This window comes from Streptomyces sp. NPDC093109 (genome assembly GCF_040701725.1).
Classification (GTDB): domain Bacteria; phylum Actinomycetota; class Actinomycetes; order Streptomycetales; family Streptomycetaceae; genus Streptomyces.
In genome coordinates, this window is the sequence record NZ_JBFBEZ010000027.1 from 58,830 (window position 1) to 71,294 (window position 12,465).

General features: G+C 71.5%; 12 protein-coding genes. 6 read left to right on the forward strand and 6 right to left on the reverse strand.

Annotated elements, in window-relative coordinates; all coding sequences use genetic code 11:
- Positions 1 to 58: 58 nt before the first annotated feature.
- Both AB0389_RS24720 and AB0389_RS24725 read right to left on the reverse strand, forming a co-directional pair.
- Entirely contained in the window at positions 59 to 799 is a 741-nt protein-coding gene (locus AB0389_RS24720) for an SDR family oxidoreductase (protein WP_366397660.1), read from the reverse strand.
- A complete protein-coding gene (locus AB0389_RS24725; protein ID WP_366397661.1) occupies positions 796 to 1,632 on the reverse strand; it encodes a fumarylacetoacetate hydrolase family protein in 837 nt (278 codons plus the stop codon). Before AB0389_RS24725 ends, AB0389_RS24720 begins: the two co-directional genes overlap by 4 nt.
- A gap of 113 nt (positions 1,633 to 1,745) precedes the next feature.
- On the opposite strand from AB0389_RS24725, the gene AB0389_RS24730 reads away from it, so the two are divergent.
- Positions 1,746 to 3,059 carry an enolase C-terminal domain-like protein gene (locus AB0389_RS24730; RefSeq protein WP_366397662.1) on the forward strand — a complete coding sequence of 438 codons (1,314 nt, stop codon included), beginning with the start codon at positions 1,746 to 1,748 and terminating at the stop codon, positions 3,057 to 3,059.
- Positions 3,056 to 3,994 carry an aldo/keto reductase gene (locus AB0389_RS24735; protein WP_366397663.1) on the forward strand — a complete coding sequence of 313 codons (939 nt, stop codon included), beginning with the start codon at positions 3,056 to 3,058 and terminating at the stop codon, positions 3,992 to 3,994. The genes AB0389_RS24730 and AB0389_RS24735 overlap by 4 nt, the downstream gene beginning before the upstream one ends.
- 98 nt (positions 3,995 to 4,092) lie before the next feature.
- Here the strand turns inward: AB0389_RS24735 and AB0389_RS24740 are convergent, their stop codons facing one another.
- The 4 genes from AB0389_RS24740 to AB0389_RS24755 all read right to left on the reverse strand — a co-directional run bounded on the left by AB0389_RS24740 (position 4,093) and on the right by AB0389_RS24755 (position 7,260).
- A complete protein-coding gene (locus tag AB0389_RS24740) occupies positions 4,093 to 4,950 on the reverse strand; it encodes an amidohydrolase family protein (RefSeq protein ID WP_366397664.1) in 858 nt (285 codons plus the stop codon).
- Positions 4,947 to 5,282 carry an L-rhamnose mutarotase gene (locus AB0389_RS24745; RefSeq protein WP_366397665.1) on the reverse strand — a complete coding sequence of 112 codons (336 nt, stop codon included), beginning with the start codon at positions 5,280 to 5,282 and terminating at the stop codon, positions 4,947 to 4,949. Before AB0389_RS24745 ends, AB0389_RS24740 begins: the two co-directional genes overlap by 4 nt.
- Positions 5,282 to 5,953 (reverse strand): FadR/GntR family transcriptional regulator, encoded by a 672-nt coding sequence (locus AB0389_RS24750; protein ID WP_366397666.1) that lies wholly within the window; start codon positions 5,951 to 5,953, stop codon positions 5,282 to 5,284. Before AB0389_RS24750 ends, AB0389_RS24745 begins: the two co-directional genes overlap by 1 nt.
- A 62-nt stretch (positions 5,954 to 6,015) precedes the next feature.
- Positions 6,016 to 7,260: an alpha-hydroxy acid oxidase gene (locus AB0389_RS24755; RefSeq protein ID WP_366397667.1), complete on the reverse strand. Its 1,245-nt coding sequence runs from the start codon at positions 7,258 to 7,260 to the stop codon at positions 6,016 to 6,018.
- A 194-nt stretch (positions 7,261 to 7,454) separates the two neighbouring features.
- Here AB0389_RS24755 and AB0389_RS24760 point away from each other — a divergent pair, with 194 nt between their 5' ends.
- From AB0389_RS24760 to AB0389_RS24775, 4 genes are all read left to right on the forward strand, one after another.
- A complete protein-coding gene (locus AB0389_RS24760; RefSeq protein WP_366397668.1) occupies positions 7,455 to 8,312 on the forward strand; it encodes an LLM class F420-dependent oxidoreductase in 858 nt (285 codons plus the stop codon).
- A 149-nt stretch (positions 8,313 to 8,461) separates the two neighbouring features.
- Positions 8,462 to 9,859 (forward strand): nitrate/nitrite transporter, encoded by a 1,398-nt coding sequence (locus AB0389_RS24765; RefSeq protein WP_366397669.1) that lies wholly within the window; start codon positions 8,462 to 8,464, stop codon positions 9,857 to 9,859.
- Positions 9,860 to 9,976: 117 nt separating this feature from the next.
- The gene (locus AB0389_RS24770; RefSeq protein ID WP_366397670.1) at positions 9,977 to 11,116 is read left to right on the forward strand and encodes a uroporphyrinogen-III synthase; all 1,140 of its coding nucleotides are present in this window, start codon (positions 9,977 to 9,979) and stop codon (positions 11,114 to 11,116) included.
- Between the two features lie 111 nt (positions 11,117 to 11,227).
- Positions 11,228 to 11,758, forward strand: a complete 531-nt coding sequence (locus tag AB0389_RS24775; protein ID WP_366397671.1) for a GNAT family protein — start codon at positions 11,228 to 11,230, stop codon at positions 11,756 to 11,758.
- Positions 11,759 to 12,465 lie beyond the last annotated feature (707 nt).

A 12,465-nucleotide genomic window follows, 5' to 3' on the forward strand; every position in this document is an offset into this window, starting at 1 on the left:
CGGATGTGCATACCTGCGATATCTCCCCGTAACACTCATAGACATCGGACATACGGGATCAGGTACGTACCCTGAGACCCGACATCCCGCCGTCGACCTCGATGACCGTCCCGGTCGTGGAGCCCGCGCGCGGGCTCGCGAGATGGGCGACGGCGTCGGCGACCTCCGAGGCCTCGACCAGGCGCCCGTGCGGCTGGCGGGCTTCGAGGGCGGCACGTTCGGCGCCGGGGTCCTCGGCGGAGTCCAGGAGGCGGTTCACCCAGGGGGTGGCCACCGTGCCAGGACTGACGGCGTTCACCCGGATCCCCTCGCGCACGTGGTCGGCCGCCATCTGCAGCGTGAGGGAGTACAGCGCCCCCTTGCTGGCCCCGTACAGGGCGCGCCGCGGCAGTCCCGCGCTCGCGGCGATGGAGCACATGTTGACGATCGCGGCGCATTCGGACGCGCGCAGCCACGGCAGCGCGGCACGGCTGACGCGTACGGCGCCGAGCACGTTGACGTCGAGGACGCGGTGCCACTCCTCGTCGGGGTTGTCGGCCACGGTGCCCTGCGCGCCGATGCCGGCGTTGTTGACGACCACGTCGATCCCGCCGAACTCCTCGGCCACCCGGTCCACCGCCGTACGCACCTCGTCGTCCCGCCGGACATCCACGCGGTAGCTGTCGGGCTCGCCCTCCGGAGGGTTCAGATCGAGTACGGCGACCCGCGCGCCCTCCTCGCGGAGCCGGGCGACGATCGCCGCGCCGATGCCCGACGCGCCACCGGTGACCAGGGCCCTGACGCCCTCGAAGCCGGTCATCGGGTCACCTGCCGCTGCCGTCCGAGCCCGTCGATCTCGACCTCGACGACATCCCCGGCACTCAGATAGGGGAAGCGGCCCGAGAGCGCGACACCCTCGGGCGTGCCGGTCAGGATCAGATCACCGGGTTCGAGCACCAGGAACTGGCTCAGCCGCCAGACGATCTGCGCGACGCCGAAGATCATGTCGGCGGTGTGCGAATCCTGGCGGGGTTCACCGTTCACGGAGCTGCGCAGCCGCAGCTCCGCCGGATCGATCTCGTCGGCGGTGACGAGCCAGGGGCCGACGGGCGAGAACCCGGGGAAGGACTTGCCCTTGCTCCACTGGCCGCCGGACCGCTCGATCTGCCACTCGCGCTCGGAGAGGTCGTTGACCAGCGTGTATCCGGCGACGTACGGAAGTGCTTCGTCCGGCGAGGCCAGGTAGCTCGCCCTGCGCCCGATCACGACGCCCAGCTCCACCTCCCAGTCGGTCTTCACGCTGCCCGGGGGAATGGTGACGTCGTCGTAGGGGCCGGCCACGGTGTTGGGGGTCTTGAGGAACACCACGAGATCCTCCGGCGGCTCGGCCCCGGACTCCGCGGCGTGGGCGGCGTAGTTCATCCCCACACAGATGACCGCGGACGGCCGCGCGATCGGAGCGCCGATCCGCTGCCCGGCGCGCTCGACGCGCGGCAGTTCACCCGCGCGCACCGCGGCGGCGACGCGGTCCAGGGGCTGGGAGAGGAAGGCCCCGTCGATGTCGTCCGTGAGCGCCGACAGGTCGAGGTAGTGGTCTTCGGCGACGACGACGGGTATTTCCCGGCCGACCGCCCCGATCCGTGCGAATTTCATGAGATCGCCTCCGGAACATCGGAACTCTAAGCCCTCATGTGGGGCAGGTCGACGGCACCATACCATTTGACCCTTCGATTGATCCGATGTTTAGATGCTCCCCGGGAGGACCCATGACCACGATCACATCCGTCTCCACGGCGGACGTCCGCTTCAAGACCTCCGCGTCGCTGGACGGCTCCGACGCCATGAACGCGGACCCCGACTACTCGGCGGCCTATGTCGTCATCCGCACCGACGCGCCCGACGGCCACGAAGGGCACGCGTTCGCCTTCACCATCGGCCGCGGGAACGACGTACAGGTGGCCGCCATCCAGATGCTGGAGGGCCATCTGCTCGGACGCGAGGTCGAGCCGCTGCTCGACGACATGAGTGAGGCGTGGCGGATCCTCGCGTACGACTCCCAGCTGCGCTGGCTCGGGCCCGAAAAGGGCATCATGCACATGGCCATCGGCGCGGTCCTCAACGCCCTGTGGGACCTGAAGGCCAAGCGGGCCGGTCTGCCGCTCTGGCAGCTGCTGGCCCGGATGACCCCCGAACAGATCGCCGACCTCGTCGACTACCGCTATCTCACCGACGCCCTGACCCGCGACGAGGCGATCGGCATCCTGCGCCGCGCCGAGGCGGGACGGGCCGAACGCGAGCGGATCCTGCTGGCGGAGGGTTACCCGGCGTACACGACGAGCCCCGGCTGGCTCGGCTACTCCGACGAGAAACTCGCCCGGCTGTGCCGCGAGGCCCTCGACGCCGGTTTCCCGCAGATCAAGCTGAAGGTCGGCGCCGACCTCGACGACGACATCCGGCGCATGCGCATCGCCAGGGAGATCTGCGGCGACGGATACCCCATCGCCATCGACGCGAACCAGCGCTGGGGCGTGGCCGACGCGATCGAGTGGGTACGCGCGCTCGCACCCTTCGACGTGGCCTGGGTGGAGGAGCCGACCAGCCCCGACGACATCCTGGGGCACGCCGCCATCGCCCGCGGGATCGCACCTGTGCCGGTGGCCACCGGCGAGCACGTGCACAACCGCATCATGGTCAAGCAGTTCCTTCAGGCCGGGGCGCTGGAGGTGCTCCAGATCGACGCGGCCCGGGTCGGCGGTGTCAACGAGAACATCGCCCATCTGCTGATGGCCGCGAAGTTCGGTACGCGCGTCTGCCCCCACGCGGGGGGTGTGGGCCTGTGCGAGGCCGTACAGCATCTGTCGATGTTCGACTTCGTCGCGGTCTCCGGCACGACCGAGGACCGCATGATCGAGTTCGTCGACCACCTGCACGAGCACTTCGTGACCCCGACGGTGGTCCGCGGCGGCCGGTACATAGCCCCCACCGCCCCGGGCGCCGGAACCGAGATGCACGCCGCTTCGGTCGAAGCGCACCGCTGGACCATCGAGACGGGAATCGCAGAGACGGGAATCGCCGTATGACCGAGCGCCTGGGATTCGGGGCCGCCTCCATCGGCAACCTGTACCGCGAGGTGTCCGACGACGACGCCCACGCGGTGCTGGCGGAAGCCTGGGCGGGCGGCATCCGCAGCTTCGACACCGCGCCCCACTACGGACTGGGGCTCAGCGAGCGCCGGCTCGGCGCGTTCCTGCGGGAGCAGCCGCGTGACACGTACCGCCTGTCGACGAAGGCCGGCCGGCTGATCGTGCCCAACACCGGCCGCCGCTACGGCACCGACGAGGCGAACGGGTTCGTCGTGCCCGACGACCACGTCCGGCGCTGGGACCCCAGCCTCGACGGTGTCCGGCGCAGCCTGGACGCCTCGCTGGAACGGCTCGGCCTCGACCACGTCGACACGCTGTTCCTCCACGACCCCGATGTCTACGGCCTCGACGAGGGGCTGCGGCTGGGGCTGCCCGCGCTCGCGCGGCTGCGGGAGGACGGCCTGGTCGACGAGATCGGCGTCGGCGTCAACAGCGTGGAGGCGGCCGTCCGGGCGGTCACCGAGGGCGACATCGATGTCGTCATGATCGCCGGGCGCTACACCCTGCTCGAACAGCCCGCCGCCGAGGAACTGCTTCCCCTCTGCCAGGAGCGAGGGGTACGGGTGCTCGCGGTCGCGGTGTTCAACTCGGGGCTGCTCGCCTCGGCCACCCCCGCGGCGGCGCACTACAACTACGGTGCCGTGCCGCCCGAGCTGGCCGAGCGCACGGAGCGGCTGCGGGAGGTCTGCGCCCGCTTCGGTGTCGCGCTGCCCACCGCCGCGCTCCAGTACCCGCTGCGTCACCCGGCGGTCGACCAGGTGGTCGTCGGCACGGCACGCACCAGCTCGCTGCGCGCCAACATCGCGCACATGGGGACGGTCGTCCCCGACGAGCTGTGGGAGACACTGCGCGAGGAGCGGCTGATCCCCTGAGCCGGGCCCGGTGAGCCGGGTTCCGGTATGGGCGGGAGCACGGCCGGCTCGGACACCGCGGGTCGCGGTGTCCGAGCCGGTTCTACGTGGCGGGCCGCTCAGTCGCGGATTCCGTAGACCGCGCGGGCCGTGCCCGCCGCGACCCGCGGCCAGTCGTGCGCGCCGACGACATCGCGCACCAGAGCGAACCACTCACGCGCGGTCGTCCTGCCGTCCGCCCCGGTGCTCACCGGCCAGTCGCCCGCGACCATGCAGCGCTCCGCGCCGAACACGTCGAGGGCCGCGCGGAGCAGATCCGGGCCGTTCCCGCGCAGGGTGGCCGCGTCGGGCGCCTCGGCGGGGAGCCCGGAGAGCTTCACCGTCAGCCGTTCGTGCCGGGCGAGGCGCCGCAGCGCCGTCAGCCATGCCTGTCCGGCGTCGGAGCGGAGCCCCGCCGCCACCGGCGGTTTGCCCAGGTGGTCGAGGACGACAGTCCCGTCGAAGGCGTCGCCCAGCAGGCGGTCGAGCGCGTCGAGCTGGGTCCAGCGCACGCAGGCGTCGAAGACGAGACCCGCGCGGCCGACCTCGGCGAGCCCGCCGGCCAGCGCGGGCGCCGCGAGCCGTTCCGGGGGCAGGCCCTGGAGCAGGTGGCGGATTCCCCGTACCAGCGGCAGCTCCTCGGCCGCCCGGCCGATCCGTTCGCCGGCGTCTGGCGCCTCCAGATCGGCCGCGACCACCATCGCCGCCAGCCCCGGCCAGTCCAGCCCGGCGACCCACCGCGCCTCGTCGAGCGCGGCGGCGGGAGCGGCGTCGGCCTCGACGAACACCCAGCGCGACACCGTACCGTCGGCGTCGTCGATGTCGGCCGGCAGCCGCGGCCGGTCCAGCGCCGTGCCCGCGAGCCAGTCGTACCGCACCCGGTCCGGGTCCCAGACGTGTACGTGGGCGTCGATCAGCTCAGCGCCGGAGCCCGTCACCGTCCACCGTCCCGCTGTGCCGCGAGGTCCCAGACCAGTTCGAGCGGCGCTGTGCCCTCCTGGCCGTCGGCGTCACGGAACAGTTCGACGAACCGCCCGATGTCGCGCTGCCACGCCTGATCGGCGGGCTCGTGGGGCAGGGCCGCCATGACGGCGTCCCAGTCGTCACAGTCGACGAGATGGAACAGCCGCCGCCCCGAACGCCAGATGGTCCACTCGTGGATGCCCAGCCGGCCGAACGCGGCGACCAGGTCGTCGGGGATCCTGGCGTGGTGCTCCCGGTAGGAGTCGACGGCGTTCTCGCGGATCTCGGAGTGCAGTGTGACGCGCATCAGCGGGCCTTCCTGAGCCAGTGCTCCACTCCGGAGACATGGGCGATCATCAGTGCCTGGGCGAGTTCCGCGTTGCGCCGGCGCACGGCTTCCAGGATGGCGGAGTGTTCGTCGATCGTGCGGGCGACCGAGCCGCCCTCGGTGATTCCGCGCCAGACACGGGCGCGGACGGTGTGGCTCGACAGGGAGTCGAGCAGGCTCGTGAGGTAGGCGTTGCCGGTCGCCTCGGCGATGAGGTGGTGAAACGCGATGTCGTGCGCCACGAGAGCCTCGACGTCGGCGTCCGCGCCGATGTCCGCCACCTGCTTCTCGATCTCGGCCAGCTGGGCGTCCGTGATCGAGCGGCACGCGAGCGCCGCCGCCTGGGGTTCGAGCATCCGCCGTACGGCGAAGACCTCCAGGACCGAATCGTCCTGGTGGAGGTCGACGACGAACGACAGGGCCTCCAGCAGGAGCCTCGGTTCGAGACTGGTGACGTAGGTGCCGTCGCCGCGCCGCACGTCCAGGACGCGGATCACCTCCAGCGCCTTCACGGCCTCTCGCAGGGAGTTGCGCGAGAGACCGAGCGACTCGCTGAGCTCCTTCTCGGGTGGGAGCCGGGTTCCGGGGGAGAGCTCGCCCGAAACGATCATTGCCTTGATCTTGAGGATTGCCTCATCAGTGACCGCCATGCCGACCACTGTAGACGAAATGGTCGGATGTTTGGATCGGTCGGGCGCGGTCCTCGCGCGCCCTACCGGAACAGGGGCGTCGTCCTGGTCAGCTGCGTCACATGGCGGGGGGTGAGTTCTTCCAGGCAGGAGACCTGAAGCAGTTTCATCGTACGGACGATCTGGTCCGAGAGGATGTGTACGGCCCGGTCGACGCCCTCGCGCCCGCCGGCCATGAGGCCGTAGAGATACGCGCGCCCGACGAGCGTGAAGCGCGCCCCCAGGGCGACGGCGGCGACGATGTCCGCCCCGTGCATGATGCCGGTGTCGATCGCGATCTCCATGTCCGAGCCGACTTCCCCGACGACCTTCGGCAGCAGGTGGAACGGCACGGGTGCGCGATCGAGCTGCCGGCCGCCGTGGTTGGAGAGCACGATGCCGTCCACCCCCAGGCCGGCGAGCTTCTTGGCGTCCTCGACGTTCTGGACTCCCTTGACGACCAGCCGGCCGGGCCAGATGCCCCGGATGATCTCCAGGTCCTCGTAGCTGATGGACGGGTCCATCGCCGAGTCCAGCAGCTCGCCCACGGTTCCGCCCGTCGAGGTCAGCGAGGCGAACTCCAGCTTGGGCGTGGTGATGAAGTCCCACCACCAGCCGGGCCGGGACAGCGTGTTCAGCACGGTGGCCGGGGTCAGCTGGGGCGGGATCGAGAAGCCGTTGCGCTTGTCGCGCAGCCGCGCGCCCGCCACCGGTGTGTCCACCGTGAAGAAGAGCGTGTCGAAGCCGGCTTCCGCGGCCCGGCGCGCGAGGCCGTAGGAGATCTCGCGGTCACGCATGACGTACAGCTGGAACCAGTTGCGTCCCTCGGGGTTCGCGGCTTTCACCGTTTCGATCGAGGCGGTGCCGAGCGTGGAGAGGGTGAAGGGGATTCCGGCCGCAGCCGCCGCGCCCGCGCCCGCGCTCTCGCCCTCGGTGTGCATGAGCCGGGTGAAGCCGGTCGGCGCGATGCCGAACGGCAGCGCGGAGGGCCCGCCGAAGACCGTGGTGGAGGTGTCCACCTCGGGCACGCTGCGGAGGATCGACGGGTGGAACTCCACGTCCTCGAACGCCTGGCGGGCCCGGGCCAGTGACAGCTCGCCCTCGGCGGCCCCGTCGGTGTAGTCGAAGACGGCACGCGGGGTGCGCCGCTTGGCGACCGTCCGCAGATCGTCAATCGTCAGGGCCCTGTCCAGCCGCCGCCTGCCTCCGTTGAGCTGGGGCTTCTTGAACTTGGCGAGCTCAAGGATCTCCGCGGGTCTGGGTATCTGGCGCTGTACCAAAGCGGTCACACCCTTCGGGTTTCGACGGCATCGGGGTATCTCGGTCGCCCCCACTGAGTCACGAGAGCATCATACTAAACATCCGATGTTCCGGCTCCTGTCCCCGCGGGGGCCGCGCCGAGCGGACGGAATAGGGCCTGTACGCGGGGGGTTGTGGGGGATCGTTGCCCGGCACATTCCTCTGGGACAGGTGGGAGAAACCGATGGCCGCTCTGCGGGACGCTGTGGGTCGTTACGGAATCTGGAGTGCGGAGCTGCACACCGTGAGCCCCGGGGAGCGGGGTGAGGCCGCCGCCCGGCTGGAGGCGCTGGGGTACGGGGCCGTCTGGTTCGGGGGGAGTCCCGGGGTCGAGGACGCGGCGCCGTTGGTCGAGGGCGCCACCGGGATCACCGTCGCCACCGGCATCCTCAGCATCTGGCAGCACACGCCCGCCGAGGCGGGCGCCCGGTTCCTGGAGCTGGAGGCCGCGCACCCCGGGCGGTTCCTGCTGGGGATCGGCGCCAGTCACGCCAAGCTCGCCGCACAGTACGAGCGGCCCTACTCCGCGATGGTGGAGTATCTCGACGGTCTTGACGCGGCCGGGGTGCCCGCCTCGCGGGTGGTGCTCGCGGCGCTCGGGCCGAAGATGCTCCGGCTCTCCCGGGACCGCGCCGGGGGCGCGCACCCGTACCTCGTCACGCCGGAGCACACCGCAGAGGCCCGCGGGATCCTGGGGGAGGCGCCGCTGCTCGCGCCCGATCTGAAGGTCGTACTGGAGACCGATCCCGGCCTCGCGCGGAGTGCAGCCCGTGAGCACTTCGCCCGGTATCTCGAACTCCCCAACTACACCAACAACTTCCTGCGCATCGGCTTCACCGAGGACGACATCGCCGGCGGTGGCAGCGACCGGCTGGTCGACGCCGTCTACGCCTGGGGCGACGACGCGCGCGTACGCGACCGTATCGACGCGTTCCTCGCGGCCGGCGCCGACCATGTCGCCCTCCAGATCGTCCGGGGCGGAACCCCCACCGGACTGCCGGCGGACGAATGGCGGCGGCTCGCCGCCGTCCTCGGCCTCTGACAGCGCTCGCAGCGGTCCGCGAGCGCTCACAGCGGTCCGCGCCGCCGGGTGAGACCAAGGTTTCGCACCGGTCACCCGGCGGCACCGGGCCGAAACGCGGTGTGTCTACGGTCGGGGCTCACCATTCGATCCCGTCCGGGAGGCGCGCGATGACTGCCCCGACCACCACCACCGCACCGCGCAAAGAGGGCCGTTGGGGCCGCTGGATCGAGCAGTGGGATCCCGAGGACGAGACCTTCTGGCGGGAGACCGGCGAGCGCGTCGCCCGGCGCAACCTGGTCTTCTCCGTACTCTCCGAGCACATCGGGTTCTCGATCTGGACCCTCTGGTCGGTCATGGTCCTGTTCATGGGGCCCGAGTACGGGGTCGACCCGGCCGGCAAGTTCTTCCTGATCGCCACCGCCACCCTGGTCGGCGCGATCGTGCGCGTCCCGTACACCTTCGCCGTCGCGCGCTTCGGCGGACGCAACTGGACCGTCTTCTCGGCGCTGATGCTGCTCCTGCCGACCGGCGCCGCGTACCTCGTCATGGAGCCGGGCACCTCGTACGGCACCTTCCTGGCCGTCGCGGCCCTCACCGGCGTCGGCGGCGGGAACTTCGCCTCGTCGATGACCAACATCAACTCCTTCTTCCCGCTCCGGAAGAAAGGCTGGGCGCTCGGGCTCAACGCGGGCGGCGGCAACATCGGCGTGCCCGTCGTGCAGCTGATCGGGCTGCTGGTCATCGGGACCGCCGGGGCCACACACCCGCGCATCGTGCTCGGCGTGTACATCCCGCTGATCGTCGCCGCCGCCGTGTGCGCGGCGCTGTACATGGACAACCTCGCGCCGGTACGGAACGACGCGGGCGCCGCCGGGGAGGCCGTGCGCGACCGGCACACCTGGATCATGTCCCTTCTGTATATAGGGACGTTCGGGTCGTTCATCGGCTACAGCTTCGCCTTCGGTCTTGTCCTCCAGACCCAGTTCGGCCGCACCCCGCTCCAGGCCGCGTCGCTGACCTTCATCGGGCCGCTGCTCGGCTCGCTGATCCGGCCGATCGGCGGCAGGCTGGCCGACCAGTACGGCGGCGCCCGCATCACCCTCTGGAACTTCGCGGCCATGGCGGTCGCGACCGGCGTCGTGGTCTTCGCGTCGGTCATCGAGTCGCTGACCGTCTTCCTCGTCGGATTCGTCGCGCTGTTCCTGCTCACCGGGCTCGGCAATGGCTCCACGTACAAGATGATCCCCGGCATATTCCGGGCCCGCGCCGTCGAGAAGGGCATGACCGGCGCCGCCGCGGACGCCTACGGGCGGCGGCTCTCCGGCGCCTCGATGGGGCTCATAGGGGCCGTCGGCGCGCTCGGCGGGCTCGGCATCAACCTCGCCTTCCGGCAGTCCTTCCTGACGGCCGGCACCGGAACATCCGCGTTCGTCGTCTTCCTGCTCTTCTACGTCGCGTGCTTCGGGCTCACCTGGGCGGTATACCTTCGCGCGCCGGCCGCCGCGTCCGAGGAGGCCGTCGTGGCCGAGAGCGGCGGGCCCCGGCTCAGCTACTCGGAGGTGTGAGCGCGCCCGACGTAACGTGGGGGAAATTCCGGTGTACCGGGCCCGTCACGCATCCTTGGCAGGCTCGGTGCACCGGCAGAGCCGTTCGGTCGGCAGTGTCTGTCAGTGGGGAGAGGTATGGACGGTCAGCGCCACGGTCCGCTCGCGGGGTTCACCATCGGAGTCACCGCGGCCAGGCGCGCCGACGAGCTCGGCACGCTGCTCAAGCGGCGCGGCGGCACCGTCGTCCACGCGCCCGCCCTGCGGATCGTGCAGCTCGCCGACGACGCGGAGCTGCTCTCCGCGACCAAGGAGCTGATCGCGCACGTCCCCGACATCGTCGTCGCGACCACGGCGATCGGCTTCCGCGGCTGGGTGGAGGCCGCCGACGGCTGGGGGCACGGCGAGGACCTCCTCGCCTGTCTGCGCGATGTCGAACTGCTCGCGCGCGGGCCCAAGGTGAAGGGCGCCATCCGCGCCGCCGGGCTCACCGAGGAGTGGTCACCCAGCTCCGAATCCATGGCCGAGGTGCTGGAACGCCTGCTCGGGGAGGGTGTCGAGGGCCGCCGGATCGCGCTGCAACTGCACGGCGAACCGCTGCCCGGGTTCGTGGAGGCGCTCCGGGCCGGGGGCGCCGATGTCGTCGTCGTCCCCGTCTACCGCTGGATGCCGCCGGAGGACCTCGCGCCGGTCGACCGGCTGATCGACGCGACCGTCGCGCGCGCCGTCGACGCCGTCACCTTCACCAGCGCGCCCGCCGCCGCCTCGCTGCTCTCCCGCGCCGACGAGCGCGGGCAGCTGTCCGATCTGCTCGCCGCCCTGCACCACGACGTGCTGGCGGCGTGCGTCGGCCCGGTCACCGCGCTGCCGCTCCAGGCGCGCGGCATCGACACCGTACAGCCGGAGCGGTTCCGGCTCGGGCCGCTGGTGCAGGTGCTCTGCGCGGAGCTGCCTGGCCGGGCCCGTACGCTGCCGGTCGCCGGCCACCGCGTCGAGATCCGGGGCCACGCGGTGCTGGTGGACGGCGATCTGCGGCCGGTGCCGCCCGCCGGGATGGCGCTGCTGCGCGCGCTCACGCGGCGGCCCGGGTGGGTGGTCTCGCGCGCGGAGCTGCTGCGCGTGCTGCCCGGCGCGGGGCGCGACGAACACGCGGTCGAGACGGCGATGGCCCGGCTCAGGACGGCGCTGGGCGCGCCGAAGCTGATCCACACGGTGGTCAAGCGCGGCTACCGGCTGGCGCTGGATCCGGCGGCGGACTCCAAGTACGCGGACGTCTGAGGGAGTACGGGGAGCTTCCCGGGCGCCCGGGAAGGCCGGGGCTCGCGTGACTCGTGGGCCTTCCGGGGTGCCTGTTGCCCGTGCCGTCGGTGCGGTACGTACGGTACGGGGATGGCCCACGACTCCACGATCCGCCTCAGGCCCGCCACCGCCGACGACGCCGAACTGGTCGTCGAGGCGCTCGTCCGCAACCGCGACCACATGCGGCCCTGGGAGCCGGACCGCCCCGCCGACTTCTTCACCGCGCGCGCCCAGGCACACCGCCTCGCGGATCCGTCCGTACAGCGCTGGCACCTCACCGACGGACCGCGCATCGTCGGGCAGGCCACCCTCTCCAACATCGCGCTCGGGCCGTTCCGCAGCGCCAGTCTCGGCTACTGGGTCGATGCCGCGTACACCGGCCGCGGCCTGGCGACCCGTGTCATCCAGGAGGTCTGCCGGTCGGCCCGCGAGGATCTGGGGCTGCACCGCATCGAGGCGGGCACGGTCCTCGCCAACGCGGCGTCGCAGCGCGTGCTGAGCAAGTGCGGGTTCGAGCTGATCGGTACGGCGCCGCGCTATCTCCACATCGACGGCGAGTGGCGTGATCACCGGCTTTTCCAGCGCATCCTGCACAACGGCCCGCCGAACACAGCCGCTTAGACCCGGTTCGGGTGACCCCCGCGGCCCCGGCCGAGGTCCTGGGGTGGCTGATAGCTGTCGGTGCGTCCCCATGCGCGGAGGTGACGGGCGTGAATCGGCGTGCGCTGGGTATGGGCGGTCGCCGAACTTCGCTCCGGCGCACGGAAGTTGGTCTGCGCCGGGCGCGTGAGGCGTCTCGGCGGGGTGTGCGGGGGTGCGTATGGGGTGTGCGGGCGGGGCCGGGCGCTCCGGTGGCGCCCGCTGTCCGGGAGGCGCGCTCCGATGGCGCTGTTGCCGTCCGGGCGGGGGCGCCGGTGACGGCTGTGGCCAGGGGCGCCGCTGGGGCGGGGGGCCGGGGCCGGGTGGGGGCGCGGGAGAAGTAAGGCCGGGGCGTGGGGGCTTGGGGACGGGGTCCGGTGCTCCGTCAGGCGGTGCGTCGGCGGGGTGGGCGGCGGTCGCGGGCGTGCGGGCGGGGGCGGGGGCGGAGCGGCCCCGGCGATCTTTCCGTATGCGCATCCCCGCGGCATCACCGCGCCGGACCGTGGCTGGTTGGTGGTCGGTTGTCGTGGCTGAAGTCGTGTCCTGTGTGGGAATTACATAAGGTTCTTGGACGATTTTCAGCCAACTCTGCGTGCTTCCTGTACGGGTCCCTGACAGATCCTCCACGTGTCCTGCACGAAACCTTCGTGGGTCCCGGATCGGCGCGAACCCGCCCAGGACGCCTGCCG

Bases quoted from the DNA above. Each gene is read 5' to 3' on its own strand.
- AB0389_RS24720 (WP_366397660.1), bottom strand. From the start codon at position 799: ATGACCGGCTTCGAGGGCGTCAGGGCCCTGGTCACCGGTGGCGCGTCG.
- AB0389_RS24725 (WP_366397661.1), bottom strand. From the start codon at position 1,632: ATGAAATTCGCACGGATCGGGGCGGTCGGCCGGGAAATACCCGTCGTC.
- AB0389_RS24730 (WP_366397662.1), top strand. From the start codon at position 1,746: ATGACCACGATCACATCCGTCTCCACGGCGGACGTCCGCTTCAAGACC.
- AB0389_RS24735 (WP_366397663.1), top strand. From the start codon at position 3,056: ATGACCGAGCGCCTGGGATTCGGGGCCGCCTCCATCGGCAACCTGTAC.
- AB0389_RS24745 (WP_366397665.1), bottom strand. From the start codon at position 5,282: ATGCGCGTCACACTGCACTCCGAGATCCGCGAGAACGCCGTCGACTCC.
- AB0389_RS24750 (WP_366397666.1), bottom strand. From the start codon at position 5,953: ATGGCGGTCACTGATGAGGCAATCCTCAAGATCAAGGCAATGATCGTT.
- AB0389_RS24760 (WP_366397668.1), top strand. From the start codon at position 7,455: ATGGCCGCTCTGCGGGACGCTGTGGGTCGTTACGGAATCTGGAGTGCG.
- AB0389_RS24765 (WP_366397669.1), top strand. From the start codon at position 8,462: ATGACTGCCCCGACCACCACCACCGCACCGCGCAAAGAGGGCCGTTGG.
- AB0389_RS24770 (WP_366397670.1), top strand. From the start codon at position 9,977: ATGGACGGTCAGCGCCACGGTCCGCTCGCGGGGTTCACCATCGGAGTC.
- AB0389_RS24775 (WP_366397671.1), top strand. From the start codon at position 11,228: ATGGCCCACGACTCCACGATCCGCCTCAGGCCCGCCACCGCCGACGAC.